Source organism: Serratia sp. 22278 (assembly GCF_052045405.1).
Lineage (GTDB): Bacteria > Pseudomonadota > Gammaproteobacteria > Enterobacterales > Enterobacteriaceae > Serratia > Serratia marcescens.
In genome coordinates, this window is record NZ_JBQEOW010000007.1 from 26,150 (window position 1) to 52,936 (window position 26,787).

27 protein-coding genes and 3 tRNA genes are annotated in these 26,787 nt (G+C 61.8%); 22 read left to right on the forward strand and 8 right to left on the reverse strand.

The features are described 5' to 3' along the window. The first annotated feature begins 4 nt into the window (after positions 1 to 4). Genes ACTJJ6_RS14345 through fucP form a run of 4 tightly spaced genes read left to right on the forward strand, consistent with a single transcriptional unit; the run spans position 5 to position 3,248 of the window. On the forward strand, positions 5 to 868 hold the full coding sequence (locus ACTJJ6_RS14345) for an amidohydrolase family protein (RefSeq protein WP_440802770.1): 864 nt from the start codon (positions 5 to 7) through the stop codon (positions 866 to 868). Then, positions 846 to 1,622, forward strand: coding sequence for an SDR family oxidoreductase (locus ACTJJ6_RS14350; protein ID WP_033638791.1), 777 nt, complete (start codon positions 846 to 848; stop codon positions 1,620 to 1,622). The genes ACTJJ6_RS14345 and ACTJJ6_RS14350 overlap by 23 nt, the downstream gene beginning before the upstream one ends. Next, positions 1,619 to 1,978 carry an L-rhamnose mutarotase gene (locus ACTJJ6_RS14355; protein WP_115435513.1) on the forward strand — a complete coding sequence of 120 codons (360 nt, stop codon included), beginning with the start codon at positions 1,619 to 1,621 and terminating at the stop codon, positions 1,976 to 1,978. The genes ACTJJ6_RS14350 and ACTJJ6_RS14355 overlap by 4 nt, the downstream gene beginning before the upstream one ends. Before the next feature lie 40 nt (positions 1,979 to 2,018). Beyond that, a complete protein-coding gene (fucP, locus tag ACTJJ6_RS14360) occupies positions 2,019 to 3,248 on the forward strand; it encodes an L-fucose:H+ symporter permease (protein WP_049300733.1) in 1,230 nt (409 codons plus the stop codon). 1 nt (position 3,249) lies between these two features. Here the strand turns inward: fucP and ACTJJ6_RS14365 are convergent, their stop codons facing one another. Then, on the reverse strand, positions 3,250 to 4,452 hold the full coding sequence (locus ACTJJ6_RS14365; RefSeq protein ID WP_176063700.1) for an MFS transporter: 1,203 nt from the start codon (positions 4,450 to 4,452) through the stop codon (positions 3,250 to 3,252). Between the two features lie 108 nt (positions 4,453 to 4,560). Here ACTJJ6_RS14365 and ACTJJ6_RS14370 point away from each other — a divergent pair, with 108 nt between their 5' ends. Further along, positions 4,561 to 5,472, forward strand: a complete 912-nt coding sequence (locus ACTJJ6_RS14370; RefSeq protein WP_116404120.1) for a LysR family transcriptional regulator — start codon at positions 4,561 to 4,563, stop codon at positions 5,470 to 5,472. On the opposite strand, the gene ACTJJ6_RS14375 is transcribed toward ACTJJ6_RS14370, so the two are convergent. After that, positions 5,469 to 6,563: a GGDEF domain-containing protein gene (locus ACTJJ6_RS14375; RefSeq protein ID WP_049300729.1), complete on the reverse strand. Its 1,095-nt coding sequence runs from the start codon at positions 6,561 to 6,563 to the stop codon at positions 5,469 to 5,471. The two genes, ACTJJ6_RS14370 and ACTJJ6_RS14375, sit on opposite strands and share 4 nt — an antisense overlap. A 258-nt stretch (positions 6,564 to 6,821) precedes the next feature. On the opposite strand from ACTJJ6_RS14375, the gene ACTJJ6_RS14380 reads away from it, so the two are divergent. Then, complete coding sequence (locus ACTJJ6_RS14380; RefSeq protein ID WP_004933115.1) at positions 6,822 to 7,106, forward strand: DUF1435 domain-containing protein; 285 nt, start codon at positions 6,822 to 6,824, stop codon at positions 7,104 to 7,106. 89 nt (positions 7,107 to 7,195) lie between these two features. Here ACTJJ6_RS14380 and ACTJJ6_RS14385 read toward each other — a convergent pair. From ACTJJ6_RS14385 to ACTJJ6_RS14400, 4 genes are all read right to left on the reverse strand, one after another. Next, positions 7,196 to 7,282: transfer RNA gene (locus ACTJJ6_RS14385), tRNA-Leu, on the reverse strand. A 42-nt stretch (positions 7,283 to 7,324) separates the two neighbouring features. Beyond that, positions 7,325 to 7,411, reverse strand: a tRNA-Leu gene (locus ACTJJ6_RS14390). 36 nt (positions 7,412 to 7,447) lie between these two features. After that, a tRNA-Leu gene (locus ACTJJ6_RS14395) sits at positions 7,448 to 7,534 on the reverse strand. Positions 7,535 to 7,606: 72 nt separating this feature from the next. Further along, complete coding sequence (locus tag ACTJJ6_RS14400) at positions 7,607 to 8,551, reverse strand: LysR family transcriptional regulator (RefSeq protein WP_143779178.1); 945 nt, start codon at positions 8,549 to 8,551, stop codon at positions 7,607 to 7,609. Between the two features lie 118 nt (positions 8,552 to 8,669). Here ACTJJ6_RS14400 and ACTJJ6_RS14405 point away from each other — a divergent pair, with 118 nt between their 5' ends. After that, positions 8,670 to 9,662, forward strand: a complete 993-nt coding sequence (locus ACTJJ6_RS14405; RefSeq protein ID WP_440802764.1) for an aldo/keto reductase — start codon at positions 8,670 to 8,672, stop codon at positions 9,660 to 9,662. Between the two features lie 50 nt (positions 9,663 to 9,712). On the opposite strand, the gene rsmC is transcribed toward ACTJJ6_RS14405, so the two are convergent. Further along, positions 9,713 to 10,753, reverse strand: a complete 1,041-nt coding sequence (rsmC, locus tag ACTJJ6_RS14410) for a 16S rRNA (guanine(1207)-N(2))-methyltransferase RsmC (protein ID WP_028127873.1) — start codon at positions 10,751 to 10,753, stop codon at positions 9,713 to 9,715. A gap of 146 nt (positions 10,754 to 10,899) precedes the next feature. Between rsmC and ACTJJ6_RS14415 the strand changes: the two genes are divergently transcribed. The 13 genes from ACTJJ6_RS14415 to deoD all read left to right on the forward strand — a co-directional run bounded on the left by ACTJJ6_RS14415 (position 10,900) and on the right by deoD (position 23,400). Then, positions 10,900 to 11,337: a DNA polymerase III subunit psi gene (locus ACTJJ6_RS14415; protein ID WP_440802760.1), complete on the forward strand. Its 438-nt coding sequence runs from the start codon at positions 10,900 to 10,902 to the stop codon at positions 11,335 to 11,337. Beyond that, positions 11,282 to 11,725, forward strand: a complete 444-nt coding sequence (gene rimI / locus ACTJJ6_RS14420; RefSeq protein ID WP_044029730.1) for a ribosomal protein S18-alanine N-acetyltransferase — start codon at positions 11,282 to 11,284, stop codon at positions 11,723 to 11,725. The genes ACTJJ6_RS14415 and rimI overlap by 56 nt, the downstream gene beginning before the upstream one ends. 151 nt (positions 11,726 to 11,876) lie before the next feature. Further along, complete coding sequence (gene prfC / locus ACTJJ6_RS14425) at positions 11,877 to 13,466, forward strand: peptide chain release factor 3 (protein WP_004933094.1); 1,590 nt, start codon at positions 11,877 to 11,879, stop codon at positions 13,464 to 13,466. Positions 13,467 to 13,982: 516 nt separating this feature from the next. Further along, positions 13,983 to 14,597: a molecular chaperone OsmY gene (gene osmY / locus ACTJJ6_RS14430; protein WP_016929169.1), complete on the forward strand. Its 615-nt coding sequence runs from the start codon at positions 13,983 to 13,985 to the stop codon at positions 14,595 to 14,597. 161 nt (positions 14,598 to 14,758) lie between these two features. Beyond that, positions 14,759 to 14,920 (forward strand): DUF1328 domain-containing protein, encoded by a 162-nt coding sequence (locus ACTJJ6_RS14435; protein WP_004933089.1) that lies wholly within the window; start codon positions 14,759 to 14,761, stop codon positions 14,918 to 14,920. Positions 14,921 to 14,988: 68 nt separating this feature from the next. Then, positions 14,989 to 15,174 carry a CsbD family protein gene (locus ACTJJ6_RS14440; protein WP_025305210.1) on the forward strand — a complete coding sequence of 62 codons (186 nt, stop codon included), beginning with the start codon at positions 14,989 to 14,991 and terminating at the stop codon, positions 15,172 to 15,174. A gap of 10 nt (positions 15,175 to 15,184) precedes the next feature. Beyond that, entirely contained in the window at positions 15,185 to 16,303 is a 1,119-nt protein-coding gene (locus ACTJJ6_RS14445) for a patatin-like phospholipase family protein (protein WP_028127872.1), read from the forward strand. Then, complete coding sequence (locus ACTJJ6_RS14450) at positions 16,300 to 17,082, forward strand: metal-dependent hydrolase (protein ID WP_016929166.1); 783 nt, start codon at positions 16,300 to 16,302, stop codon at positions 17,080 to 17,082. The genes ACTJJ6_RS14445 and ACTJJ6_RS14450 overlap by 4 nt, the downstream gene beginning before the upstream one ends. A 183-nt stretch (positions 17,083 to 17,265) precedes the next feature. After that, a complete protein-coding gene (locus tag ACTJJ6_RS14455; RefSeq protein ID WP_004933076.1) occupies positions 17,266 to 18,543 on the forward strand; it encodes a NupC/NupG family nucleoside CNT transporter in 1,278 nt (425 codons plus the stop codon). Positions 18,544 to 18,913: 370 nt separating this feature from the next. Next, positions 18,914 to 19,693, forward strand: coding sequence for a deoxyribose-phosphate aldolase (deoC, locus tag ACTJJ6_RS14460; protein WP_016929165.1), 780 nt, complete (start codon positions 18,914 to 18,916; stop codon positions 19,691 to 19,693). 66 nt (positions 19,694 to 19,759) lie between these two features. After that, positions 19,760 to 21,085, forward strand: a complete 1,326-nt coding sequence (gene deoA, locus ACTJJ6_RS14465; protein ID WP_048796556.1) for a thymidine phosphorylase — start codon at positions 19,760 to 19,762, stop codon at positions 21,083 to 21,085. A 193-nt stretch (positions 21,086 to 21,278) separates the two neighbouring features. Further along, positions 21,279 to 22,502 carry a phosphopentomutase gene (deoB, locus tag ACTJJ6_RS14470; protein WP_440802752.1) on the forward strand — a complete coding sequence of 408 codons (1,224 nt, stop codon included), beginning with the start codon at positions 21,279 to 21,281 and terminating at the stop codon, positions 22,500 to 22,502. A 166-nt stretch (positions 22,503 to 22,668) separates the two neighbouring features. After that, the gene (gene deoD, locus ACTJJ6_RS14475; RefSeq protein ID WP_004933059.1) at positions 22,669 to 23,400 is read left to right on the forward strand and encodes a purine-nucleoside phosphorylase; all 732 of its coding nucleotides are present in this window, start codon (positions 22,669 to 22,671) and stop codon (positions 23,398 to 23,400) included. Between the two features lie 169 nt (positions 23,401 to 23,569). Here the strand turns inward: deoD and ACTJJ6_RS14480 are convergent, their stop codons facing one another. Further along, complete coding sequence (locus ACTJJ6_RS14480) at positions 23,570 to 24,253, reverse strand: YtjB family periplasmic protein (RefSeq protein WP_151254331.1); 684 nt, start codon at positions 24,251 to 24,253, stop codon at positions 23,570 to 23,572. Positions 24,254 to 24,363: 110 nt separating this feature from the next. Between ACTJJ6_RS14480 and serB the strand changes: the two genes are divergently transcribed. After that, complete coding sequence (gene serB / locus ACTJJ6_RS14485; protein ID WP_004933052.1) at positions 24,364 to 25,341, forward strand: phosphoserine phosphatase; 978 nt, start codon at positions 24,364 to 24,366, stop codon at positions 25,339 to 25,341. 19 nt (positions 25,342 to 25,360) lie between these two features. Next, on the forward strand, positions 25,361 to 26,746 hold the full coding sequence (gene radA, locus ACTJJ6_RS14490) for a DNA repair protein RadA (RefSeq protein WP_094143784.1): 1,386 nt from the start codon (positions 25,361 to 25,363) through the stop codon (positions 26,744 to 26,746). Positions 26,747 to 26,787: the final 41 nt, after the last annotated feature.

The window sequence follows — 26,787 nt, forward strand, 5'->3', positions numbered from 1 at the left end:
TCGCATGCCGCGCATCGACGCTCACCAGCACTACTGGCGCTACCACCCGCAGCATTACCCGTGGATCGACGAGCGGATGCGCATGCTGCGGCAGGATTTCGATCCGCCCCGGCTGCGGCCGCTGTTGCAGGAACACGGTTTCGACGGCGCGCTGGCGGTGCAGGCGCGCCCCAGCGAGGAAGAGACGCTGGCCTTGCTGGCGCTGGCTGAACGGAGCGAAGGCGTATGCGGCGTGGTGGGCTGGTTGGATATCGCCGCGCCGCAGCTGGCGCAGCGTCTGGAGGCCCTGAGGCCGCGCGCTGCGCTGCGCGGGGTGCGTCATCAGGTGCAGGACGAAGCGGATCCGGCGGCCTGGTTGGCGCGGCCGGAGGTGGAACGTGGCATGCAAACGCTGCAGCGCGCCGGGTATGTGTACGAGATCCTGGTGACGCATCGGCATCTGGCGGCCGTGGCGTCGTTCGCCGCCCGCCATGACGAGCACTGGCTGGTGCTGGATCACCTCGGCAAGCCGGACATCGCGCGCGGCGCGCGGCACTGGGCGCAGCAAATCCGGCCGCTGGCGGCGCTGCCGCACGTGGCCTGCAAGCTTTCGGGCCTGATCACCGAGGCGCCGGGCGGCCGGTGGCGGGCGGAGGAACTGCTGCCGTTCTTCGACGCCGCGCTGGAGGCGTTCGGCCCGCAGCGGCTGATGTTCGGCTCCGACTGGCCGGTGTGCCTGCTGGCCGGCGACTACCGCCAGGTGGTGCAACTGTGCGAACGGGCGCTGTCGACGCTGGGGGCTGCCGAGCAGGCGGCGATTTGGGGCGACACCGCCTGGCGAATTTACGGTTTAACGGAGTCTGGTTATGGATTTGTATCTGCAAGATAAGGTGGTGCTGGTCACCGGCGGCGGTGCCGGCATCGGCGCGGCGATTTCTCATGTGCTGGCTGAAGAGGGGGCGATCCCGGTGCTGGTCACCAACGCCGCGCCGGAGGCGGCGCTGCTGGCCGATTTGCAGCGGCTGCAGCCGCGCACCGAGGTGATCCTCACCGAATTGTGCGATGAGGCGGCCTGCCGCCGCGCGGTCAGCCAGACGCTGGCGACCTTCGGCCGCATCGACGGACTGGTGAATAACGCCGGGGTCAATGACGGCGTCGGGCTGGAGGCGGGGCGTGAAGCGTTCGTCGGTTCGCTGGAAAAGAACCTGGTGCACTACTACCTGATGGCGCACCTGTGCCAGGCGGCGCTGCGGGAGAGCCGGGGCGCTATCGTCAACATCGCCTCCAAGACCGCGCTCAGCGGCCAGGGCGGCACCAGCGGCTACACCGCCGCCAAGGGCGCGGTGCTGGCGCTGACGCGCGAATGGGCGGTATCGCTGCGCCATGACGGGGTGCGGGTGAACGCGGTGGTGCCGGCGGAGGTGATCACCCCGCAGTACCAGCGCTGGCTCAACACCTTCGCCGAGCCGCAGCGGCAGATGGAGAAAATCACCGCGCGCATTCCGCTCGGGCAGCGCATGACCACGCCGCAGGAGATCGCCGATACCGTGGCGTTTCTGCTGTCGTCGCGGTCATCGCATACCACCGGGCAGTGGCTGTCGGTGGACGGCGGCTACCTGCATCTCGATCGGGCGCTGACGTGAGCGGCGCGGCGGCAGGGCGGCGCCGTTTCTGCCAGGCGCTCGATCTGATTGACTCACCGTCGCTGATTGCGGAGTACCAGCAGCATCATCAGCGCATTTGGCCGGGCATCGCCGCGCATTTGCGCGAGCACGGCATTCTGGACATGGAAATTTACCGGTTGGGCACCCGGCTGTTCATGATCGTGGAGGTCAGCGCCGATTTCGACGCCGCGCGCTTTGACGCCGCCAGCCTGAACAACCCCGAAGTACAGCGATGGGAAGCGCTGATGTGGCACTACCAGGCCGCCACCCCCTGGACGCCGCAGGGCGAAAAATGGGTGGAAATGGCGCGGATTTTCTCTCTGCAACAACAATAACGCCAACATCATCATCGCCAGACGATACGAGGGTATCACCATGCTTGCTGAAAAAAGTGCGGCCTCCGCGCAGCCGGGCGTCCCCGTGACCGCCAATCTGCGCTGGGCCTTTATCCTGGTCACCAGCCTGTTCTTCATGTGGGGGCTGTCCTACGGCCTGCTGGACGTATTAAACAAACATTTTCAGGAGACGTTGCACGTCACCAAGGCGCAGTCGGGGCTGCTGCAGGCGGCCTACTTCGGCGCCTATTTCCTGGTGGCGCTGCCCGCCGGGTACTTTATGGATCGCAAGGGTTATAAGGCGGGCATTCTGGTCGGGCTGTGCCTGTACGCGCTGGGGGCGCTGCTGTTCGTGCCGGCGGCGTCGGCCAACAGCTTCGGCGTATTCCTGTTTGCGCTGTTCGTTATCGCCAGCGGCCTGGGCTGCCTGGAAACGGCGGCCAACCCGTACGCCACGGTGCTGGGCGACGCGCAGGGCGCCGAACGGCGGCTCAACCTGGCGCAGTCGTTCAACGGCCTCGGGCAGTTTATCGGCCCGCTGATCGGCGGCACGCTGTTCTTCTCCGCCAGTCAGTCCGCCGGCGACGGCGATCAGAGCGCGGTGAAGATGACCTATGTGGCGATCGCCGCGCTGGTGCTGCTGATCGCGCTGTTGTTCAGCCGCACCCGGCTGCCGGCGATCCGCGAAGAGGAAAAGCCGGTGCATGGCGTGATAGCGCAGGGATTGTGGCAGCATCCGCATTTCGTCGGCGGGGTTATCACACAGTTCTTCTACGTGGCGGCGCAGGTGGGCGTCGGGGCGTTCTTCATCAACTACGCCACCGAGCACTGGCGCGAGGTGTCTAACCAGAGCGCCTCTTACCTGCTGTCGATCGCCATGATCTGCTTTATGGTCGGGCGCTTCTTCAGCACCTGGCTGATGGGGCGAGTCAAACCGGCGACGCTGCTGGCGGTCTATGCGCTGATCAACATCGCGCTGTGCGGCGTGGTGATGCTGAGCGTCGAAGGCGTATCGGTGGTGGCGCTGATCGCGGTGTTCTTCTTTATGTCGATCATGTTCCCGACCATTTTTGCCCTGGGGGTGAAAAATCTGGGCAAGCACACCAAGCGCGCCAGCTCGTTCATGATCATGGCGATCGTCGGCGGCGCCATCATGCCGTACTTTATGGGGGCGCTGGCCGACCGTTACAGCACCGCGCTCTCTTATCTGCTGCCGCTGCTGTGCTTCGCGGTGGTGCTGGTTTACGGCCTGCGGCAGCGCCGCGCCTGATTCAACCCGGCGGCGAATCGGCCTTCGCCGCCGTTGTCAGCGTCTGCGGGCGGGTTCGCATCAGGATCGCCAACGCCAGCAGCAGCACCATGCCGGACAGCACGCCGTTTATCGTCAGGCCTCCGGCGTCCACCACCAGCCCGCCCGCCAGCGAACCGCAGGAAATTGCCAGATTAAACAGCGCGATATACAGCGAAGAGGCGACCTCGACCGCATCGGGCGCCGCCTTGAGCATCCACGCCATCAACGCAACGGAAACGCCGCCGTAGGCGATGCCCCACAGCAGGAGGAAGGCGCCGCCGCTCAGCGGCGCGTGGCCCAGCAGCGGCAGCAGCAGGACGGCGAGCGCCAGCCCGAGGGCGATCAGCGCCAGGGTGCGGCGCAGCCGTTTGGCGGCGGCCTGGCCGGCGATGAAATTCCCGGCGATACCGGCGACGCCGTAGGCGAACAGCAGCGGCCCCACCCAGCGGCTCTCGATGCCGGCGACCGTCTGCAGCAGCGGGCGGACAAAGGTGTAAGCCATAAAGTGGCCGGCGACCAGCAGAAACGTCAGCAGCAGCCCGGTCAGCAGCCGGCGATTCGTGCGTTGCGCGGTGAACGACCGCCAGCTTATCGCCTGCGTGACCGGCAGCGGCGGCAGCACGTACATTAGCAGCAGCAGGGTCAGCGCCGCCAGAACGGCGACCGCCAGAAACGCCATGCGCCAACCCAGCGCCTCGCCGAGGAATACCCCGAGCGGCACGCCGAACACCGAGGCCGCCGCTACGCCGCCGAAGATGACGGACAGGGCCAATCCGACGGAGGCCGGCGGCACCAGGCGTTCCGCCAACCCGCCGGCGATGGCCCAGATACCGCCGATGCAAAAGCCCAGCAGGATGCGCGCGGCGAACAGCAGGGCCAGGGAGGTGGCGGCGGCGGCCAGCAGGTTGGCGGCGATCAGCAGCAGCAGAAAGCCCACCAACAGGCTGCGGCGATCCGTGCGCCGGGCGCCCAGCACCACCAGCGGGGCGAACAGCGCGGCGAACAGGGCCGGCAGGGAAATCAGCAGCCCGGCACGGCCTATCGATGCGTTCAAGGTGCTGACGATCGGAGTCAGCAGCCCGACGGGCAGCATTTCTGCGGTGACGACGGTAAAGGTGGACAGGCCGATGGCGAAGGTCGCCAGCCAAGACTTTGCGCCGCCGCCGGCGTGTAAGGCACTCATAAGGATCCTCCCAACAGATGAAGAACCTCAGTGTATCCGCGCCAAAATGGCTGATAAACTGGCCTAATTGCGCAACATTGGGGACAAATCGTGGCTAATTTACCGTCTATGCCGTTGGATAATCTGACTGACCTGCTGGTGTTCATCCGCGTCGCCGACGCCTGCAGCTTCACGCTGGCGGCCGAGAGGCTGGGCATCTCCCGATCCGCGGCGGGAAAATGCGTGAACCGATTGGAGGCGCGATTGGCGACCCGGCTGCTGCAGCGCACCACGCGCAGCGTCAGCCTGACCGAAGACGGCGCGGTGTTTTACGAGTATGCGCAGCGCATCCTGTCGCAGGCCGAAGAGGCGGAAACGGCGCTCAATACGCGGCGGCAAACCCCGCGCGGGCGGCTGCGGCTGGATCTACCGGTCTCGCTGGGGCGGTTGCATATCTTGCCGATTTTACGGGAGTTTTTGGCACAGTGGCCGGAGGTGGACGCCGACGTCAGCTTCTCCGACGATTACAGCGATCTGGTGCGCGACGGCATCGACGTGGCGATCCGCGTCGGCGGCAGCGACGACAGCCGGCTGGTGCGGCGAGTGCTCGCGCCGCATCGCCTGATCACCTGCGCGGCGCCGGATTATCTGGCGCGGCACGGCGCGCCTGCAAAACCGGAGGCATTGGGCGATCACGAGACGCTGGTCTTCAGCCACCAGGGATTGCCGGCGCCTTGGCGCTATCGGGTTAACGGCCAACTACACGAACAGCCGGTGCGCGGCCGGATGCGTTTCAACAACGTCGAGGCCTTGCGGGATGCCGCCGTCGCCGGGGCCGGTCTGTGTCAGGTGGGGGCGTTTCTGGTCGGCGAGCAGATTGCGGCCGGCACGCTGGTGCCGGTGCTGGAACGCTATTGTCGCCCTGGGCCGCCGATCTGCGCCGTCTATCCCAGCCGGCGCCATCTCTCCCCCAAGGTGAAACTGTTCCTGGCGGCGATCGAACGGCGCTGGCAGGGCAAGGCGATTTGGGAAAGCGCTTAGTGTGTCAATTCCTGCGGTTGCAGCAGAGCGGGCTCGACGTTTTGCGCCAGCTGAATATTGTTGCGGCCGCTGTGCTTCGCCAGATAGAGCGCGGCGTCGGCCGCGCCGATCGCTGATTCGACGTCCAGCTTTTCCAATGCCGAGATGCCCGCGCTGAGCGTCAGCGTGCCGCTGTGCTGCGGGCTGGCGCCGTGCGGGATATTCAGTTCCGCCACGCGTTGACGCACCCGTTCGGCCAACTGCGCCGCATAGCCTTCGTGCACGTTGGTCAACAGCACCAAAAACTCTTCCCCGCCGTAGCGCACCACGATGTCGCGCGAACGCACCGCATCGCGGATGGCGATCGCCACCTGCACCAGCGCCCGGTCGCCCATGGCGTGGCCGTAGCTGTCGTTGTAGACCTTGAAGTGGTCGATATCCAGCAGCAGCACGTAGTGGCGGCCGGTTTGCGGTTCCAGCAGCATAGTGATCTTATTCTCCAGCCCTCGACGGTTATAAAGGCCGGTCAGGGGATCGAGCATGCTCAAATTATTGAATTTGTCCCGCTCGTTATACAGGTTGGCCACCAGCGCGTGGGTAAAGATTTCACTGCGTTTCAACATCAGGTGATGAATGGAGAAAGCGATAATAGGTAATAGCGTGGTGAATAATATCCGCAGGGTATTATGCATACCGTCTAAAGCCAGGATCATCATTGCGGAAGGTACGGCGTGTAAACAAAAGGCGGTAAAGTTATCCGTCAGAGAAATAGCGCTGATAAAAAAGATGCTAAACAAACTAATTAATAAAAAATCTTGGTTATTCGGTAGGCAATATTGACTTTTAACGTAAATATGTGCGGCCCAGAGCAGGCCGAGCACGCTGGCGAACAGGTTGAGTTTACACAAATATTTACGTGGCGTTTGCAGAGAAAATAGCGCTGCTACCAGACAAAATAGCGGTATACATAATAAAGGTAGGGTAAATGCGGGCGTATCCCTAAAAGGGAACAATAATGTAAATACGGAAGAGGCGGCATTCATTATCAGAAAAAGAAATAATGCCAGGCGCTGCTTGCTGTTCAGTAATTCCTGATAAGAACGGGCGTTCATACGGAGGTCACTCTTTGCAAAGTCGTTCTGTCGAATAATTAAGGTTGAGAAGCATTCCCTTGGCGCGAATATCCACTTGAATTGCATGGTTGAGGGTTGTGATTATTATCATGCAAACAGGACTAGGAATTTTCTTATGTCAAATTATCATTTTTTCCTGCTGGTGTCATCTGAGTTTGGTCAGCGCAGTGAAAATGATGCGGCGGCCAAAAAAGTGTTATATGATATTGGTTATCATTATCACTTAAGGAGGTTGTCATGCTCACTGCCATGATTGCCGCGTGCGGGCTGTGGGGCGTCAGTTGGTGCCTCGGGGATCGCCTGGCCAGCGCCTGGGGCGTTTTGCTGCCTTGTGCTTTGATGCCGCTGCTGGCCCTGATCAACCTGGATATGCTGCAGTTGCGCACCCTGATCGTGATAGCGATGTTGGCCACGCTGGTGATGCTGTTCAACAGCCGGCTGCGCCACTATCTGCTGTTGCCTTCCTGCATGGCGCTGGCGGGCGGCCTGGCGGCAGTCAGCCTCAACTTCAGCTTTGGGTGAAACGCCAGAAACGGCAAAACCACGCTTAAGCGTGTTTATCATCAATGCGTTGGGATTTTTTCGAAGGAACCGCCGAAGAGATCATCAATTGGTGCGAAGAGAGGGACTTGAACCCTCACGTCCGTAAGGACACTAACACCTGAAGCTAGCGCGTCTACCAATTCCGCCACCTTCGCACAGTCGATGTTGTTGCTTTGATTTATATTACGTCGCCAGCTTGGTGCGAAGAGAGGGACTTGAACCCTCACGTCCGTAAGAACACTAACACCTGAAGCTAGCGCGTCTACCAATTCCGCCACCTTCGCATCGATGCTGAGTGCAATATAAATCATGTGGTTATTTGGTGCGAAGAGAGGGACTTGAACCCTCACGTCCGTAAGGACACTAACACCTGAAGCTAGCGCGTCTACCAATTCCGCCACCTTCGCGTACCAGAAACATTACCGGAGTAACGTTACCACGGAGGCGAATTCTAGAGATTTTGGCGGGCACGTCAACAGTTATTTCCCCGCTTTGCGGGCGTTTGCTGGAAAAACAGCCATATCGCCGCTTTTCTGCTGGTCAAACAGCCAAATCAGCCAATCAATCAACACCCTGACCCGTGGTGCCAGGAAACGGCCGGGTGGATACATGATGTAAATCGGCATCGGCGGGGGCGGTGTGTCCGCCAACACTTCCACCAGTTCGCCCTGTTCCAGCCAGGGGGCAAGCGAATAGCGCGCCGCCTGAATCAATCCCATGCCGGCCCGCGCGCCGGCGATGTAGGCGTCGGCGCCGCTGACGCTGAGCCGCGCGGGCAGCTCGCGCAGTTCCAGCTTGCCGCCGCGGCAGAATTCCAGCGGGTAATCGCGGTTGTTGGCCAGGGAAAAATACCCCACAGCGCGATGCGGCTCCAGGCGATCGATGTCGAGCGGCGTGCCGTGGGCCTGCAGATAAGCGGGGGAAGTGCAGGTGACCTGCGGCAGCTGGGCGATGCGCCGCGCTACCAGACTGTCGTCTTCGGTTTCCCAGGCGCGCAGCACGCAGTCCACGCCTTCGCGCAACAGATCGACGTGGGTGTCGTTGGCGCCCAGTGCCAGGGTGATGTCGGGATAACGCCGGTAAAAGTCGTCCAACGCCGGAATGACGATCTGGCGCGCCAGCGAATGGGGCATATCGATGCGCACCTTGCCGGACGGCTGCAGCTTATGGTGACTGAACAGCGTGTCCGCCTCCTCCAGCGCCCCCAGCAACTGCACGCAGCGTTGATAGTAGAGGCTGCCTTCACTGGTCACCTGCACCTGGCGGGTGGTGCGGATCAGCAGGCGCACGCCCAGCCGCTGTTCCAGCCGTTTCAACGCGTTGCTGACCGTAGCGCGCGGCAGCTGCAGGCGTTCGGCCGCTCGACTGAAACTGCCCAGTTCGACGATGCGGGTAAAAATGCGCATGGCTTGAACCTGATCCATGTCCACTCCGGATTGTTGGTGATTTTTGAACAGTGATGTGCAATCTGCATTATTTATCTTTGTCGCGTAAACAACCAGACTTTGCTGCGTTATCCATTCACCGCATGAGGGCAGCACAATGCAACAACGTAAACTCGGTTCCAACGGTCCCGTCGTCTCCGCCCTGGGGCTGGGGTGCATGGGCATGAGCGACTTCTACTCCACCGGCGCCGATCGGCAGGAAGCCATCGCCACGCTGCACCGGGCGCTGGAGTTGGGCGTCACGCTGCTCGACACCGCCGACATGTACGGGCCGCACACCAACGAAGAGCTGGTGGGGGAGGCGATCAAGGGCAAGCGGCAACAGGTGTTCCTGGCCACCAAGTTCGGCATTCTGCGCGATCCGGCGGATCCGTCGGCGCGCGGCGTCAGCAGCCGGCCCGAGTATATCCGGCGCTCGGTGGAAGGCAGCCTGCGGCGCTTGGGCGTGGAGGAGGTCGATCTCTATTATCAGCACCGGGTCGATCCGCAAGTGCCGATCGAAGACGTCGTGGGCACGATGGCGGATCTGATCCGCGAAGGCAAGATCCGCCACATCGGCCTGAGCGAGGCGTCGGTCGCCACGCTGGAGCGGGCGCACAAGGTGCATCCGATCACCGCGCTGCAGACCGAGTATTCGCTGTGGACGCGCGACGCCGAGCAGGGCGTACTGGCGGCCTGCGAGCGCCTGGGCATCGGCTTTGTGCCTTACAGCCCGTTAGGGCGCGGTTTCCTCACCGGCGCTATCCGGCGGCCGGAGGATCTGGCCGAGGACGATTTCCGCCGCGGCAACCCGCGTTTCCAGGGGGAAAACTTCGCCCGCAACCTGGCGCTGGTGGAGAAGGTGGGCGAGCTGGCGGCGCAGAAGGGCGTCAAGCCTTCACAGCTGGCGCTGGCCTGGGTGTTGGCGCAGGGGGAACACATCGTGCCGATCCCCGGCACCAAACGCCGTCGCTATCTGGAAGAGAACGTCGCTGCGGCGGAGATCGCGCTGAGCGCGGCTGAACTGGCGGCGATAGAAGCGGTGTTTCCGCTGAGCGCGGCGGCCGGCGATCGCTACGGCGCGGAGTCGATGACCTACATCAACGGCTAAAAAAAAGCGCGGCCTCGGGCCGCGCTCTGTCGTTTTCCGCCAACGGCGAATTATTTCTTCTTCGGCGCGCGCGGCGGGCGGCCGACGGTGGCCTGGTACACCTTGAAGCGGCCGTTTTGCGCCAGTACTTCGTGGCTGCCGAAGGTGGCGTCCAGAATGTCCGGGTATGGCAGGAAGGCGTTGGCGACGATGCGCAGCTGACCGCCGATCGGCAGGTGCTTCACCGCGCCGCGGATCAGGGTTTCGGCGGCGGTCAGGCTGGTCTGCAGCCCGTCGTGGAACGGCGGGTTGGAGATGATCATGTCGAAACGGCCGGTGATGTCGGAGTAAACGTTGCTGACGATCACTTCGCCTTCGATGCCGTTGGCGGCCAGCGTCGCGCGGCTGGACTCCACCGCGGCGGCGTTGACGTCGCTGAGGGTCAGTTTCACCTTCGGCGACAGCTTGGCCATCACCGAGGCCATCACGCCGGCGCCGCAGCCGATGTCCAGCACCTTGCCTTTCATGTGTTTTTCCAGCGTCGACAGCAGCAGCGAGCTGCCGACGTCCAGACCGTCGCGGCTGAACACGCCCGGCAGCGTTTTCACTTCCAGATCGTGCAGCTGATAGCTGTCCCACCAGTCGTTCAGGTCGAACTCGGTCTGCGCGTCCAGGCGGCCGTGATACAGGCCACAGCGGCGTGCGCTGTCGATTTTCACCAGCGTGACGTGGCCTTCCAGCGTCGGCTCGGCGCTGCGCACGCCGCTGCGGTTTTCACCGACCACGAACACGTCCGCGCCCACCGGCAGCAGCGCCAGGAGGTTGCACAGCTGGAATTGCGCTTCCTGTTTGCTCTTCGGCCAGTAGTACACCAGCGTGTCGCAGTCGGCGACGAAAGCGGGATCGACGGTCAAACCGAACTGCACGTTATCGCCCATCGTCCGGTTCAGTAACTGCCAGTGATGGTATTGCTGAGTGTGGACGCGCACGTCCGCGGCCTCGAATTGGGCCGGCAGGCTGTCCTGCAGGTCGCCGGCAAACAGCACGCGGCGTTCGATAAATTCATCACTGTGGCGCAGCATGACTTCACTGGCGGGGGTTAATGCAGACATCAGATATTGGCTCCTGGAAATGAGACCGGGGATTATAGAGCTTTGTGGCGATATGTTCGACGGGTTTGTTGGCGCGGGCTGCGCGGGTTTGTTAGCATAGCGCGGCGCATGGCAGGCATGGCGCACCACAACGGGTAGGAATCGGCATGGCATCAAAACGCGACTGGCTGTTACAACAACTGGGTATTACGCAGTGGACATTGCGCCGCCCGGGCGTGTTGCAGGGCGAAGTGGCGGTCAGTCTGCCGCCCGAGACGCGCCTGCTGGTGGTGGCGCAGACGCTGCCGGCGCCCGACGATCCGCTGTTTTGCGACGTGCTGCGCAGCCTGGGGCTGACGCCGGCGCAAACTTACAGCCTGACGCCGGAACAGGTGGCGATGCTGCCTGCAGAGACCGCATGCAACAGTTGGCGGATGGGCGTGGCGGAGCCGCTCGCGGTCGCCGGCGCGCAGCTACACAGCCCGGCGCTGGCCGAGCTTTCTCAAGACGCGGGGGCCAAACGCGCCCTCTGGCAGCAGATTTGTCATCATGAACACGATTTCTACCCTGACGGCGGCCGACCTGGCCACGGCCTTCACCATTGAGCAAGCCAGCCACGCTTTCCCCTGGACGGAAACCACCTTTGCCAGCAATCAGGGCGATCGCTACCTTAACCTGAAGCTGAGCGCCGATGGGGAGATGGCGGGGTTCGCCATCACGCAGATCGTGCTGGACGAAGCCACGCTGTTCAACATCGCCATTCATCCGCAGCACCAGCGCCGGGGCTTTGGCCGCCTGCTGCTCAACGCGTTGATCGAACAGCTGGAGAGCCGCGGCGTGGTCACGCTGTGGCTGGAAGTCCGCGCCTCCAACCAGGCGGCGATCGCGCTGTATGAAGATCTCGGTTTCAACGAAGTCACCGTGCGCCGCAATTATTACCCGAGCGCCCACGGCCGCGAAGACGCGATCGTGATGGCGCTGCCGCTGGGGTAATCAGCCCGGTCGGAAAAAGCATTGATTGTCACCGGTTGGCAAATCGGCGAAAATGCCCGGCTGTTATCTTTTATTCACCGCTTTGCCCGGCGCCGCGATCGGCGCGTTCTGATGATGTCGCAGGGCGGACTAACCGTAGAACCTGAAAACCATGTCTCCTAGTGAATTTGCCCGCGAAGTCTCCAAAAGAAGAACTTTCGCCATCATCTCGCACCCCGATGCCGGTAAAACCACCATTACCGAAAAAGTGCTGCTGTTCGGACAGGCGATCCAGACCGCCGGTACGGTAAAAGGCCGCGGCTCCAGCCAGCACGCCAAATCCGACTGGATGGAAATGGAAAAGCAGCGTGGGATCTCGATCACCACCTCGGTGATGCAGTTCCCGTATCGCGACAGCCTGGTCAACCTGCTGGACACCCCGGGGCACGAAGACTTCTCCGAAGATACGTATCGCACCCTGACCGCGGTCGACTGCTGTCTGATGGTGATCGACGCCGCCAAGGGCGTTGAGGATCGCACCCGCAAGCTGATGGAAGTCACCCGCCTGCGCGACACGCCGATCCTGACCTTCATGAACAAGCTGGACCGCGACATCCGCGATCCGATGGAGGTGATGGATGAAGTCGAACGCGAACTGAAGATCGCCTGTTCGCCCATCACCTGGCCGATCGGCTGCGGCAAGCTGTTCAAGGGCGTTTACCACCTGTACAAGGATGAAACCTACCTGTACCAGACCGGTAAAGGCCATACCATTCAGGAAGTGCGCATCGTCAAGGGCCTGAACAACCCAGAGCTGGATGCGGCGGTGGGTGAAGATCTGGCGGCGCAGCTGCGCGATGAGCTGGAATTGGTGCAGGGCGCTTCTCACGAGTTCGATCAGGAGGCTTTCCTGAGCGGCGAGCTGACGCCGGTGTTCTTCGGTACCGCACTCGGCAACTTCGGCGTGGATCATATGCTGGATGGCCTGGTGGCCTGGGCGCCGGCGCCGATGCCGCGCAAAACCGACACCCGCGAAGTGACGGCGGCGGAAGAGAAATTCACCGGCTTTGTGTTCAAGATCCAGGCCAACATGGATCCGAAGCACCGCGACCGCGTGGCCTTTATGCGCGTGGTTTCCGGCCGTTATGAGAAGGGCATGAAGCTGCGCCAGGTGCGCACCGGCAAAGACGTGGTGATCTCCGACGCGCTGACCTTTATGGCCGGCGACCGTTCGCACGTGGAAGAAGCCTACCCGGGCGACATCATCGGTCTGCACAACCATGGCACCATTCAGATCGGCGATACCTTTACCCAGGGTGAAGACATGAAGTTCACCGGCATCCCGAACTTCGCGCCGGAACTGTTCCGCCGCATTCGCCTGCGCGATCCGCTGAAGCAGAAACAGTTGCTGAAGGGGCTGGTGCAGCTGTCCGAAGAAGGCGCGGTGCAGGTATTCCGCCCGATCGCCAACAACGATCTGATCGTCGGTGCGGTCGGCGTGTTGCAGTTCGACGTGGTGGTGGCGCGATTGAAGAGCGAGTACAACGTGGAAGCGTTGTACGAGTCGGTTAACGTGTCGACCGCTCGCTGGGTCGAGTGCGACGACGTGAAGAAGTTCGAAGAGTTCAAGCGCAAGAACGAGATCAACCTGGCGCTGGACGGTGGGGACAACCTGTCCTACATCGCGCCGACCATGGTGAACCTCAACCTGACGCAGGAACGTTATCCTGACGTGACCTTCCGCAAAACCCGCGAACACTGATCAATCGGCAGGGCGCCCGGTGCGCCCTGCACGCTCCTCCCACCCTAACCGCGCTAATTAATAAACCTTACTCATATTTTACCCTGCGAACCGATGTCGCCAGGCGGCGTTCGTTCGGCCTGCATTTTCCGTCTGATGGTCTATCTTTAACAGGATGTTCGCACATTGCTTGAGAGTAAATCACTGAAATACGTTGCTTGTTTGGTGAGTTATTCTGATGTGTTGCCGATAGGAGACAGTTAGTGTCTTTAAATATCAATAAGATAGGTATGTTTCAGTTTTGTGTGGCTTAGTCTGTCGTCAATAGACGACAGTTTGTTGATTAAAAATCCAACTGAAAAATTTTTATCTTTGATAAATAAGGTGTTTTTTGGATTGGCACGGCCGTTGCAAGACTCCTGTCGTGAACGCTTAATCGTATAGCGATGATGAAGTATTTACCGAGAGGCCGCGTGAAGGCGGCTGAAGGGTTCCGGCGCTCTGGCGCTGCGAGCCCCCAACAAAAGGAAGAGATCGATGAAAAAGACCAAATTTGCACACTCGCTGATGGCTGTTGTTTTGGGTTCTGCTCTGGTGAGCGGCACTGCACTGGCCGAAGACAGCCTGTTAAACAAGGCGTCTAACGCCGCGGATAGTGCCGGTGCCAAAATCGATAGCTCCATGAAAAAAGTTGACGGTTACATGGATGACAGCGCGATAACGGCTAAAGTTAAAAGTGCGTTGGTGGAAGATAAGACCATCAAAAGCGCTGACATTTCGGTGAAAACCGAAAAAGGCGCCGTGATCCTGAGCGGCTTTGTCGGCAGCCAGGCGCAGGCGGAACATGCGGTCGCGGTTGCCGGTAAGGTGGAAGGCGTCAAGACCGTCAGCGACAAGCTGCACGTGAAGGACGAAGCCAACCAGTCGATCAAATCGTATGCCGGCGACACTGCCACCACCAGCGAGCTGAAAGCCAAGCTGCTGGCCGATGACATCGTGCCGTCGCGCAATGTGAAAGTGGAAACCACCGATGGCGTGGTGCAGCTTTCCGGTGAGGTGAAAACGCAGGCGCAGTCTGAGCGTGCCGAAAGCATCGCCAAGGCCATCGACGGCGTGAAAAGCGTGAAAAACGACCTGGTGGTCAAGCCGTAATCCCGCCAGGCGCCCGTAACAAGTAACAACAAGCCGCATCTGTCGGGCCGTGAAGGCGGCCCGACGTGTACCACCAAAAAAAGAAACTGATTTGCCGTCGACGTCCCGCTGTCGGGGCGGCAGACAGCAGAGAATTTTTTCACAATGGTAAGGAGAAGCTTATGTTTCGTTGGGGCATTATCTTTTTAGTTATCGCGCTTATCGCTGCGGCACTGGGATTCGGTTCGCTGGCGGGCACCGCCGCCTGGGCCGCCAAGGTGGTGTTCGTTGTCGGCATCATCCTGTTCCTGGTCAGCCTGTTCACCGGCCGTCGGCGCCCTTAGCCGGCCGGCATTTTCCCGTAAACTGTAACAAAGCTTAATTCCTTTTCTCACCTCGGGGAGGGCCGGCCATGAACAGCGACATCATCGTCGGGCGCTGGAAACAGCTGAAAGGCCAGGTATGGCAGGCGTGGGCCGAATGGTCCGGCAGCGATTGCGCCTGGCTGGCCGGCAGCAACGATTTCCTCGCCGGTGTACTGCAAGAGGATTACGGAAGAGAGCGAGACGCGGTATCCTCGGAGAAAACGTCTCACTGAGGATGCCAAGTTGGGATACAGAATACCCATCACGCTCGGCAATATAGAACCGCTGGCGTCTAAACCCTTTCGGCCAGGCAAGATGGCGCTGGTCTGCGAAGGCGGCGGCCAGCGCGGCATTTTCACCGCCGGCGTGCTGGACGAGTTTCAGCGCGCGGGCTTTAACCCTTTCGATCTGCTGATCGGCACATCGGCCGGCGCTCAGAATCTGTCTGCCTATATCTGTGGGCAGATGGGCTACGCGCGCCGGGTGATCACCCGTTACACCACTTCGGCACAGTTCTTCAATCCGCTGCGCTTCGTGCGCGGCGGGCATCTGATCGATCTCGATTGGCTGGTTGATACGGCGGCGGCGCAGATGCCGCTGGCGATGGACGTGGCGGAACAGCACTTTATCGACGGGCGCGAATTCCTGCTGTGCGCCTGCCGCAGCGACGATTTCGAACCGGCCTATCTGCCGGCGCAGCGCGAACGCTGGCTGCCGGCCATCAAGGCGTCCAGCGCCATTCCCGGCTTCTACCGTCAGGGCGTGGAGTTGGACGGCGTCAGCTATCAGGACGGCGGCATCAGCGATGCGATTCCGGTGGAAGAGGCCTATCGCCGCGGCGCCGACACCATCGTGGTGATCCGCACCGTGCCTTCGCAAATGTACTACACCCCGCAGTGGATGAAGCGTATGGAGCATTGGCTGAGCGACAGCAGCCTGCAGCAGATGGTGCGCATCCTGCAGCATCATGAGCAAAGCTATCACCGCATCCAGCGCTTTATCGAGAAGCCGCCGGGCAAGCTGCGTATCTTCGAGATCTTCCCGCCTAAGCCGCTGGCCAGCAATGCGCTGGGCAGCCGACTGGGGGCGCTCAATCAGGATTATCACCTGGGGCGCCGCTGCGGCCGCTACTTCCTGGCCACCGTCGGCCAGTGGATGGCGCAGCAGGAACCGGACGGCATAAAGGTGCGAAAATCGCTGTCGCGCCGCCTGATCCAGCCCGAGAATGTCAGAATGCCTTCGCCGATCGTGACCGACATCGCCATGTCGCCCGATCTCACGGCGCAGCCGGAGGCTGCGGTGGCGGCGCCGAAACTCATTCTGCCGGGCGATCTGCCGCCGGGTGAAGGGGGCGCGCTGTGAGCTACGCCTTTACCGACACCCACTGCCATTTCGATTTCCCACCCTTTACCGGACACGAGGCCGAAAGCCTGACGCGGGCGGCAAGCGCCGGCGTGCAGCGCATCATCGTCCCGACGGTCACTGCCGATCGCTTTGCGCGGGTGCTGCGGCTGGCGCAGGATCACGCGCCGCTGTTCGCCGCGCTGGGGCTGCACCCGCTGTATATCGCGCAGCATCATGAGCCGCAGCTGGAACAGTTGGCGGCGCTGTTGGCCGAACGGCCGCGCAAGCTGGTGGCGGTGGGGGAGATTGGGCTCGATCTGTATATGGACAACCCGCAGTTCGAGCGCCAGCAAAGCGTGCTGTTGGCCCAGCTGAGGCTGGCGAAACAGCATGACCTGCCGGTGATCCTGCACTCGCGCCGCACCCACGATCAGCTGGCCGCGGCGCTGCGGCGCATGCAACTGCCGCGCCGCGGCGTGGTGCACGGCTTCGCCGGCAGCCTGTCGCAGGCGCAGGCGTTTATCCGCCTCGGCTATTACATCGGCGTGGGCGGCACCATCACCTATGAGCGGGCGCAGAAAACGCGCGGCGTGATGGCGCAACTGCCGCTTGAGGCGCTGCTGCTGGAGACGGATGCGCCGGACATGCCGCTGGCCGGCTATCAGGGGCAGCCGAATCGCCCCGAGCGCGCCGCCGAGGTGTTTCACACGCTTTGCGCGCTGCGGCCGGAACCGGCCGACGAGATCGCCGCTCACCTGCAACGCAATACCCAGTCACTGTTTGCCATGCCGGATTGATGGGTTTATAACGTGACCTGCGTCACGTTATAAGATTTTCATTTGCGTCTCGTTGTATACATTTGTGACATAAATCGGTGCGAGGGTGACCTCGCTCAGTATAATCCCCCCGAAACTCTCCAATAGCAGACCTCTCTTCATGAGCAGGGATGTATTTTATTTTTTGCAACAGGGAAACTTTGCATGCAACTCATCATGAGTCTGGTCGGTATGGCGGTGCTGATCGCCATTGCGGTGCTGCTCTCCAGCAACCGTCGGGCCATCAAATTGCGTACCGTCGTGTGGGCGTTCATCATTCAGGTCGGCATCGGCGCGCTGGTGCTGTACGTGCCGCTGGGCCGCAGCATCCTCGGCAGTATGTCTAACGGCGTGGCAAACGTTATCGCCTACGGCAATCAGGGCATTTCGTTCATTTTCGGCGGGCTGGTGTCCGACAAGATGTTCGAGGTGTTCGGCGGCGGCGGCTTCGTGTTCGCGCTGCGCGTCCTGCCGGTGATCGTGTTCTTCTCCTCGCTGATTGCGGTGCTGTACTACCTCGGCATCATGCAGTTGGTGATCCGCGTGCTGGGCGGCGGCCTGCACAAGCTGCTGGGCACCTCGCGCACCGAATCGCTGTCGGCGACCGCCAACATTTTCGTCGGCCAGACCGAAGCGCCGCTGGTGGTGCGCCCCTATATCGCCACCATGAGCCAGTCAGAACTGTTCGCCGTGATGTGCGGCGGCCTGGCTTCGGTAGCCGGTTCGGTGTTGGCGGGGTACGCGCAGATGGGCGTGCCGCTGGAATACCTGATCGCCGCATCCTTCATGGCCGCGCCGGGCGGGCTGCTGTTCGCCAAGCTGATGGTGCCGGAAACCGAGCAGACCCACGATAAAGACGATGCGATGAAGCTGATCGCCGAAGAGGATCGTCCGGCCAACGTGATCGATGCGGCGGCTTCCGGCGCGGCTTCCGGCATGCAGCTGGCGCTGAACGTCGGTGCGATGCTGCTGGCGTTTATCGCGCTGATCGCCTTGCTTAACGGCATTCTCGGCGGTATCGGCGGCTGGTTCGATTATCCGCAGCTGTCGCTTGAGCTGATCCTCGGCTGGGTGTTCTCACCGATCGCCTTCCTGATCGGCGTGCCGTGGAGCGAAGCGATGACCGCCGGTTCGTTCATCGGACAGAAGATCATCGTCAACGAGTTCGTCGCCTACATGAACTTCGGCGCCTATCTGCGCCCGGATGACGTGGTGGCGGCGGAAGGCCTGCAGGTACTGTCGACGCACACCAAGGCGATCATCTCCTTCGCGTTGTGCGGCTTCGCCAACCTCTCCTCGGTGGCGATCCTGCTGGGTGGTCTGGGCAGCATGGCGCCCAACCGTCGCCACGACATCGCGCGCTTCGGTCTGAAGGCCGTGGCGGCGGGCACGCTGTCCAACTTGATGAGTGCCACCATCGCCGGCTTCTTCCTGGCGCTGTAAGCCATCACGGAGCCCGCGACGGCGCGACCGATCGCGGGACTCCGCCTATACTCTAAGCAACGCGGGTGCTTGCCGCATCCGCGATCTTCAGCCGCTTCTTTAGCGAATTTGTGAACGATATCGCGTTATTTTGTGATGTTCTTCACATATAATTCCGGTCTGTTACAGTGCTATTTCATATAGTGTGACGATGAACGCGAATCGCCTGCGGCATTCGTGTTCAAATAGCTATTACTGGCCGGCCGCAAGGCGGGTGGCCATGTGCGGTGAGAAGGATCTCAGTTGCCGCCGCGGGAACGCCGTTCCCCAGCGCTATCTTCATGGAACCAAGTCCGCTCGCCAACACCCAGGTACTCAGTTGGAGAGTTTTATGACCGAATTAACCGCAGCAGCGCAACGTGCGCTGAACTTGATGGATTTAACCACGCTGAATGATGATGACACCGACGAGAAAGTGATCGCGCTCTGTCGTCAGGCCAACAGCCCGGCCGGCCACACGGCGGCCATCTGCATCTACCCGCGTTTTATCCCGGTGGCGCGTAAGGCGCTGCGCGAGCAAGGCACGCCGGACATCCGCATCGCCACCGTGACCAACTTCCCGCATGGCAATGACGATATCGACATCGCGCTGGCGGAAACCCGCGCGGCGATCGCCTATGGCGCGGATGAAGTGGACGTGGTGTTCCCATACCGCGCGCTGATCGCCGGCAACGAACAGGTCGGCTTCGAGCTGGTGAAACAGTGCAAGCAGGCTTGCCAGGCGGCCAACGTGTTGCTGAAAGTGATCATCGAAACCGGTGAGCTGAAACAGGCCGATTTGATCCGCAAGGCGTCCGAGATCGCCATCAAGGCCGGGGCGGACTTTATCAAGACCTCCACCGGCAAGGTGCCGGTCAACGCCACCCTGGAGAGCGCCGAGCTGATGATGTCGGTGATCCGCGATATGGGCGTGGCGAAGACGGTGGGCTTCAAGCCGGCCGGCGGCGTGCGCACCGCGGAAGACGCGCTGCATTATCTGCAACTTGCCGATCGTATTCTGGGCGAAGGGTGGGCCGATGCGCGGCATTTCCGCTTTGGCGCTTCCAGCCTGCTGGCCAGCTTGCTGACCGCGCTGGGCCACCAGACCCAGACCGCCGGCGGCGGCTACTGATCGATTTCGTTGGCGGGCGCCAGGCGCGCCCGTCTGCACCGACTCTCGGCGACACAGGGGGATGCCTTGTTCCTGGCTCAAGAAATTATTCGTAAGAAACGCGACGGCCAGCCGTTAAGCGAAGCGGAAATCCGCTTTTTCATCAACGGCATTCGCGACAACGTGGTGTCGGAAGGGCAGATCGCCGCGCTGGCGATGACCATTTATTTCCATGACATGAGCATGCCGGAGCGCGTGGCGCTCACCATGGCGATGCGCGATTCCGGCACCGTGCTGGACTGGAAGAGTTTGGCGCTGAATGGCCCGATCGTTGACAAGCATTCGACCGGCGGCGTGGGTGACGTGACCTCGCTGATGCTCGGCCCGATGGTGGCGGCCTGCGGCGGCTATGTGCCGATGATCTCCGGCCGCGGCCTGGGGCATACCGGCGGCACGCTGGACAAACTGGAAGCCATTCCGGGCTTCAATATTTTCCCGGACGATAACGCCTTCCGCAAAATCATTCAGGACGTCGGCGTGGCGATCATCGGCCAGACCAGTTCGCTGGCGCCGGCGGACAAGCGTTTTTACGCCACCCGCGACATCACCGCCACCGTGGATTCGATCCCGCTGATCACCGCCTCTATTCTGGCCAAGAAACTGGCGGAAGGGCTGGATGCGCTGGTGATGGACGTGAAGGTTGGCTCGGGCGCCTTTATGCCGACCTATGCCCTGTCGCAAGATTTGGCGCAGGCGATCGTCGGCGTGGCCAACGGCGCGGGCTGCAAGACCACCGCGCTGCTGACCGACATGAACCAGGTGCTGGCTTCCAGCGCCGGCAACGCGGTGGAAGTGCGCGAAGCGGTACGCTTCCTGACCGGCGAATACCGCAACCCGCGCCTGCTGGAAGTGACGCTGGCGCTGTGCGTGGAGATGCTGCTGTCCGGCGGCCTGGCGCAAGACGAGGCCGATGCGCGCGCCAAGCTGCAGGCGGTGCTGGACAACGGCAAAGCGGCTGAGGTGTTTGGCCGCATGGTGGCGGCGCAGCAAGGGCCGATAGACTTCGTCGAACGTTATGATAGCTATCTGCCGGCGGCAACGCTGAGCAAGCCGGTGTATGCTGAAAAGCCGGGCATCATCAGCGCCATGGATACCCGCGCGCTGGGTATGGCGGTGGTGTCGCTGGGCGGCGGCCGCCGCCGGGCGAGCGACGCCATCGATTACAGCGTTGGCCTGACCGAGGTAGCGCGTCTGGGCGATAAGGTGGATACCCAGCAACCGCTGGCGATGATCCACGCCAACGATGAAGAGAGCTGGCAGCTGGCGGCCGATGCGGTGCGCAGCGCAATGACGCTGAGCGACAAGGCGCCGGAGGCGACGCCGGTGGTGTATAAGCGCATCACTCAAGCGTGATGACCCTCGTCTTTCAAGCCGTAGCGTTGTTGGCTGCACGCGTGCACCCCAGTCACTTACTTGAGTAAGCTCCTGGGGATACACGCGCTAGCCGCCTAGCTACAACTTGAAATCCATTGGGTATAAATTTAGAGAATAAGGGCGATTGCAGTTTTGCGGTCGCAATAGCGTGAGAACACGCAGGAGAGCACAGATGAAACGCACATTTATTATGGTATTGGACTCCTTCGGCATCGGCGCCAGCGAAGACGCCGAACGTTTTGGCGACCAGGGGTCCGACACCCTGGGCCACATCGCCGAGGTTTGCGCGCGCGGTGAAGCCAACGTGGGCCGCCAGGGCCCGCTGACGCTGCCTAACCTGAGCCGTCTGGGCCTCGGCAAAGCGGCGGAGGAGTCCACCGGCAACTTCCCGCAGGGGCTGGATCGCAACGCCGACATCATCGGTGCTTACGCTTACGCCAGCGAGCTCTCTTCCGGTAAAGACACGCCGTCGGGCCACTGGGAAATCGCCGGCGTGCCGGTGCTGTTCGACTGGGGCTACTTCAAGGACGAGCACAACAGCTTCCCGCAGGCGCTGCTGGACAAACTGGTCGAACGCGCCAATCTGCCGGGCTACCTGGGCAACTGCCACTCATCCGGCACCGTGATCCTCGATCAGCTGGGCGAAGAGCACATTAAAACCGGCAAGCCGATTTTCTACACCTCCGCCGACTCGGTGTTCCAGATCGCCTGCCATGAAGAAACCTTCGGCCTGGATCGTCTGTATGAGCTGTGCGAAATCGCGCGTGAAGAGCTGACCGAAGGCGGTTACAACATCGGTCGCGTGATCGCGCGTCCGTTCGTCGGCGATAAGCCGGGCCACTTCCAGCGCACCGGCAACCGCCACGATCTGGCGGTAGAGCCGCCGGCGCCGACCGTGCTGAAAAAGCTGGTGGACGAGAAGGGCGGCGAAGTGGTGTCGATCGGTAAAATCGCCGACATCTACGCCAACGTCGGCATCACCAAGAAGGTGAAGGCGACCGGCATCGATGCTCTGTTTGACGCGACCCTGATTGAAATGGAAAAGGCCGGCGACAACACCATCGTGTTCACCAACTTCGTGGACTTCGACTCCTCTTACGGCCACCGCCGCGACGTGGCGGGCTACGCCGCCGCGCTGGAGCTGTTCGACCGCCGCCTGCCGGAGCTGCTGAAGCTGGTGAAAGACGAAGATATCATCATCTTCACCGCCGACCACGGCTGCGACCCGACCTGGCCGGGCACCGACCACACCCGCGAGCACATCCCGGTGCTGGTTTACGGTCCGAAAGTGAAACCGGGTTCGCTGGGCCACCGCGAGACCTTCGCCGACATCGGCCAGACCGTCGCCAATTATTTTGGCCTGTCGCCGATGGATTACGGTAAGACCATGTTCTAAGCCCTGTCTTTCAAGCCGCAGCGTTGTTAGCTTCACGCGTGAACCCCAGTCGCTTACTCAAGTAAGTTCCTGGGGATTCACCCGCTAGCTGCCTGGCTGCAACTCGAAATTCAAGGCTTGGATGTTTGACGTTTTTATTAAATAAGATTTCTAAAGGAAGAAAATTATGGCTACGCCGCACATTAATGCTGAGATGGGTGATTTCGCTGACGTAGTACTGATGCCGGGCGACCCGCTGCGCGCAAAATACATCGCCGAAACCTTCCTGGAAGGCGCGGTGGAAGTGAACAACGTGCGCGGCATGTTGGGCTTCACCGGCACCTACAAAGGCCGCCGCATCTCCGTAATGGGCCACGGCATGGGCATCCCGTCCTGCTCCATCTATGCGCGCGAGCTGATTGCCGAATTCGGCGTGAAGAAGATCATTCGCGTGGGTTCCTGCGGCGCGGTGCGTGACGATATCAAACTGCGTGACGTGGTGATCGGCATGGGCGCGTGCACCGACTCCAAGGTGAACCGTCTGCGCTTCAAGGATAACGACTACGCGGCGATCGCCGACTTCGACATGGTGCGCAACGCGGTCGACGCGGCGGCGGCGCAGGGCATCCCGGCGCGCGTGGGCAACATCTTCTCCGCCGATCTGTTCTACACCCCGGATCCGGACATGTTCCAGGTGATGAAGAAGTACGGCATCCTGGGCGTGGAAATGGAAGCGGCCGGCATCTACGGCGTGGCGGCGGAGCTGTACGAAGAGTTCGGCTGTAAGGCGCTGACCATCTGCACCGTGTCCGACCACATCCTGCGTCACGAAGCGACCACGGCGGCGGAACGCCAGACCACCTTTAACGAAATGATCGTTATCGCGCTGGAATCCGTGCTGCTGGGCGACAAAGCGTAATACCGCGGCGGGCGTCGTCATGGCGCCCGCCCGTCAATCTATTCATTCCGCACGGCCGTTTTTGGCTAACGCTTTACCTTTCAATTGATTATGGGTGTAGCCGTTACGGGCAATCTATTCACTGAAAGGACAATAAAACGGCGAGAACGCATTCAGCGCCTGGCCTGAGTTACTCCTTCTTCGGCGCTTCCTGCTTTATCTCCGGCGCATCCTCTTCGTCGTCTTCCACCGTATTGCCTTCTTCCAGTGGCGTGTTGGCGGTCAACAGGTACGGCGACTGCTGCCAGCGGCTGCGGCGGTGTTGCAGCAGGGTACGCGCCAGAATGATGCCGATCGCCAGCGCCAGCAGGATCATCAGGCGCAGCAGGTTGGTGGTGTTGTCCACCTGCTTGGATTCGGTCGCCAGCACGTGGGTGTCGAGGGTGATGCGGATAAAGCCGATCGGGCCGTCTTTGCCCTGAATGGATTCGACCAACTGGTGGTTGAAGTAGCTGCCGGCGCGTTTGCCGTCGAGCGACAGGCGGTCGCGTATACTTATCTGTTCCCCGGCGTGGGAGACCAGCGTGCCGTCAAGCTGATACACGCTGACGTCGAGAATGCGGCTGTGATCGGTGAGCTGCTTGAGGATGGCGTCGATGCGCGGGTTGTTGCCGTCGTCGTCCAGCAGCGGCGCCAGGCTGTAGGCGACCTGTTTGGTCAGCGTCTGCGCCAACTCTTCCACCTGCTCGGATCGCGCCATTTGGTGACTCAGGCTAAAATAAGAGGCGCCCTGCATCAGCAGCACCAGCAAAGCCAGGCAAATCAGGATAATAGCGGTGCGGTGCAGGCGAAATTTCAGTTTAGCGCGAGCCATGCAGGTTCCTTGGGCATCGGGGACACTTTATGTTGCCAGAACCGCTGGCGATAGGATAGCTTGATGCGTCGTTTTATCATGCAGCGTTTTTGTCCATTCAGGAGTCAATGATGTCAAACAGTCTGACCTATTGCGATCTTCCGGCGGAGATCTCTCAATGGCCGGGTCTTCCCCTTTCGCTCAGCGGCGACGAAGTGATGCCGCTGGACTACCGGGCGGGCAATACCGGGTGGCTGTTATACGGCAGAAAGCTGGACAAGGCGCGGATTACGCAATTCCAACGCAAGCTGGGCGCGGCGATGGTGATCGTCACCGCCTGGGGCGTGGACGACTATCAGGTCGTGCGCCTGGCGGGCACCTTGACGCCGCGCGCCAAGCTGCTGGCGGCGGAGAGCGGGCTGGACGTGGCGCCGCTCGGCAAGATCCCGCACCTGCGCACGCCGGGGCTGCTGGTGATGGACATGGATTCGACGGCGATCGAGATCGAATGCATCGACGAGATCGCCAAATTGGCGGGCGTCGGCGAGCAGGTGGCGGAAGTCACCGAACGCGCGATGCGCGGCGAGCTGGACTTTACCGCCAGCCTGCGCCAGCGCGTCGGCACGCTGAAAGGGGCCGATGCCAACATCCTCAAGCAGGTGCGCGACGAGCTGCCGTTGATGCCGGGGCTGACCAGCCTGGTGGGCAAGCTGCAGGCGATGGGCTGGCATGTGGCGATCGCCTCCGGCGGCTTCACCTACTACGCCGAATACCTGCGCAACCGGCTGCGGCTGGTGGCGGCGGCGGCCAATGAGCTGGAGATCCGCGACGGCAAGCTGACCGGCGAAGTGCTGGGGCCGGTGGTGGACGCGCAGTTCAAAGCCGACACGCTGCTGCGGCTGGCGGAGAAGCTGGAGATCCCGCTGGCGCAAACCGTGGCCATCGGCGACGGCGCCAACGATTTGAAAATGATGCAGGCGGCGGGGCTGGGCATCGCCTACCACGCCAAGCCGAAAGTGTATGAAAAAGCGCAGGTATCGATCCGGCATGCGGATCTGATGGGCGTGCTGTGTATTCTCACCGGCAGCCTGAAACACGAAGTGCGATAACGAAAGATTGAGGTAAGACGTGGCAAAAGCGGCAAAACGGGCATTTGTGTGCAATGAGTGCGGGGCGGACTATCCGCGTTGGCAGGGGCAGTGCAGCGCCTGTCATGCCTGGAACACCATCACGGAAGTGCGTTTGGCCGCGTCGCCCGCAGCGGCGCGCAACGATCGCCTCAGCGGCTATGCCGGCGACGCCGGCGTCAGCAAGGTGCAGAAGCTGTCGGAAATCAGCCTGGAGGCGCTGCCGCGCTTCACCACCGGCTTTCTCGAGTTCGACCGCGTGCTGGGCGGCGGCGTGGTGCCCGGCAGCGCCATTCTGATCGGCGGCAACCCCGGCGCCGGCAAGAGCACCCTGTTGCTGCAGGTGCTGTGCAAGCTGTCTGAACAGATGAAAACCCTGTACGTCACCGGCGAGGAATCGCTGCAGCAGGTGGCGATGCGCGCCCACCGTCTGGGGCTGCCGACCGGCGGCCTGAACATGCTGTCGGAAACCAGCATCGAGCAGATCTGCCTGATTGCCGAGCAGGAACAGCCGAAGCTGATGGTGATCGACTCGATTCAGGTGATGCACATGGCGGACATTCAGTCTTCGCCGGGCAGCGTGGCGCAGGTGCGGGAAACCGCCGCCTACCTGACGCGCTTCGCCAAGACGCGTGGCGTGGCGATCGTGATGGTCGGCCACGTCACCAAAGACGGCTCGCTGGCCGGGCCGAAAGTGCTGGAACACTGCATCGACTGTTCGGTGCTGCTGGACGGTGACGCCGATTCCCGCTTCCGCACCCTGCGCAGCCACAAGAACCGCTTCGGCGCGGTCAACGAGCTGGGGGTGTTCGCCATGACCGAACAGGGGCTGCGCGAAGTCAGCAACCCGTCGGCGATCTTCCTTAGCCGCGGCGATGAAGTCACTTCCGGCAGCTCGGTGATGGTGGTGTGGGAAGGCACCCGGCCGCTGCTGGTGGAGATCCAGGCGCTGGTGGATCACTCGATGATGTCCAACCCGCGCCGCGTGGCGGTGGGCCTGGAGCAGAACCGGTTGGCGATCCTGCTGGCGGTGCTGCACCGGCACGGCGGGCTGCAGATGTCGGATCAGGACGTGTTCGTCAACGTGGTCGGCGGGGTGAAGGTCAGCGAGACCAGCGCCGACCTGGCGCTGCTGATGTCGCTGGTCTCAAGCCTGCGCGATCGGCCGCTGCCGAACGATCTGGTGGTGTTCGGCGAAGTGGGGCTGGCGGGGGAGATCCGCCCGGTGCCGAGCGGCCAGGAGCGCATCTCCGAAGCGGCCAAGCACGGCTTCAAGCGCGCCATCGTGCCGCACGGCAATATGCCGAAAAAGCCGCCGGCCAACATGCAGGTGTTCGGGGTCAAGAAGCTGGCGGACGCGCTGGACGTGCTGGAAGGGTTTTATTAATGTCGCCGACGGCGAGCAAGATATGCTATTTTGTTTAGCAT

Bases quoted from the DNA above. Each gene is read 5' to 3' on its own strand.
- prfC (WP_004933094.1), top strand. From the start codon at position 11,877: ATGTCTCCTAGTGAATTTGCCCGCGAAGTCTCCAAAAGAAGAACTTTC.
- ACTJJ6_RS14380 (WP_004933115.1), top strand. From the start codon at position 6,822: ATGCTCACTGCCATGATTGCCGCGTGCGGGCTGTGGGGCGTCAGTTGG.
- ACTJJ6_RS14350 (WP_033638791.1), top strand. From the start codon at position 846: ATGGATTTGTATCTGCAAGATAAGGTGGTGCTGGTCACCGGCGGCGGT.
- osmY (WP_016929169.1), top strand. From the start codon at position 13,983: ATGAAAAAGACCAAATTTGCACACTCGCTGATGGCTGTTGTTTTGGGT.
- ACTJJ6_RS14435 (WP_004933089.1), top strand. From the start codon at position 14,759: ATGTTTCGTTGGGGCATTATCTTTTTAGTTATCGCGCTTATCGCTGCG.
- ACTJJ6_RS14375 (WP_049300729.1), bottom strand. From the start codon at position 6,563: ATGAACGCCCGTTCTTATCAGGAATTACTGAACAGCAAGCAGCGCCTG.
- ACTJJ6_RS14480 (WP_151254331.1), bottom strand. From the start codon at position 24,253: ATGGCTCGCGCTAAACTGAAATTTCGCCTGCACCGCACCGCTATTATC.
- ACTJJ6_RS14365 (WP_176063700.1), bottom strand. From the start codon at position 4,452: ATGAGTGCCTTACACGCCGGCGGCGGCGCAAAGTCTTGGCTGGCGACC.
- ACTJJ6_RS14370 (WP_116404120.1), top strand. From the start codon at position 4,561: ATGCCGTTGGATAATCTGACTGACCTGCTGGTGTTCATCCGCGTCGCC.
- deoB (WP_440802752.1), top strand. From the start codon at position 21,279: ATGAAACGCACATTTATTATGGTATTGGACTCCTTCGGCATCGGCGCC.
- rimI (WP_044029730.1), top strand. From the start codon at position 11,282: ATGAACACGATTTCTACCCTGACGGCGGCCGACCTGGCCACGGCCTTC.
- ACTJJ6_RS14455 (WP_004933076.1), top strand. From the start codon at position 17,266: ATGCAACTCATCATGAGTCTGGTCGGTATGGCGGTGCTGATCGCCATT.
- fucP (WP_049300733.1), top strand. From the start codon at position 2,019: ATGCTTGCTGAAAAAAGTGCGGCCTCCGCGCAGCCGGGCGTCCCCGTG.
- ACTJJ6_RS14415 (WP_440802760.1), top strand. From the start codon at position 10,900: ATGGCATCAAAACGCGACTGGCTGTTACAACAACTGGGTATTACGCAG.
- ACTJJ6_RS14405 (WP_440802764.1), top strand. From the start codon at position 8,670: ATGCAACAACGTAAACTCGGTTCCAACGGTCCCGTCGTCTCCGCCCTG.
- ACTJJ6_RS14345 (WP_440802770.1), top strand. From the start codon at position 5: ATGCCGCGCATCGACGCTCACCAGCACTACTGGCGCTACCACCCGCAG.
- ACTJJ6_RS14440 (WP_025305210.1), top strand. From the start codon at position 14,989: ATGAACAGCGACATCATCGTCGGGCGCTGGAAACAGCTGAAAGGCCAG.
- deoC (WP_016929165.1), top strand. From the start codon at position 18,914: ATGACCGAATTAACCGCAGCAGCGCAACGTGCGCTGAACTTGATGGAT.
- rsmC (WP_028127873.1), bottom strand. From the start codon at position 10,753: ATGTCTGCATTAACCCCCGCCAGTGAAGTCATGCTGCGCCACAGTGAT.
- serB (WP_004933052.1), top strand. From the start codon at position 24,364: ATGTCAAACAGTCTGACCTATTGCGATCTTCCGGCGGAGATCTCTCAA.
- ACTJJ6_RS14400 (WP_143779178.1), bottom strand. From the start codon at position 8,551: ATGGATCAGGTTCAAGCCATGCGCATTTTTACCCGCATCGTCGAACTG.
- deoD (WP_004933059.1), top strand. From the start codon at position 22,669: ATGGCTACGCCGCACATTAATGCTGAGATGGGTGATTTCGCTGACGTA.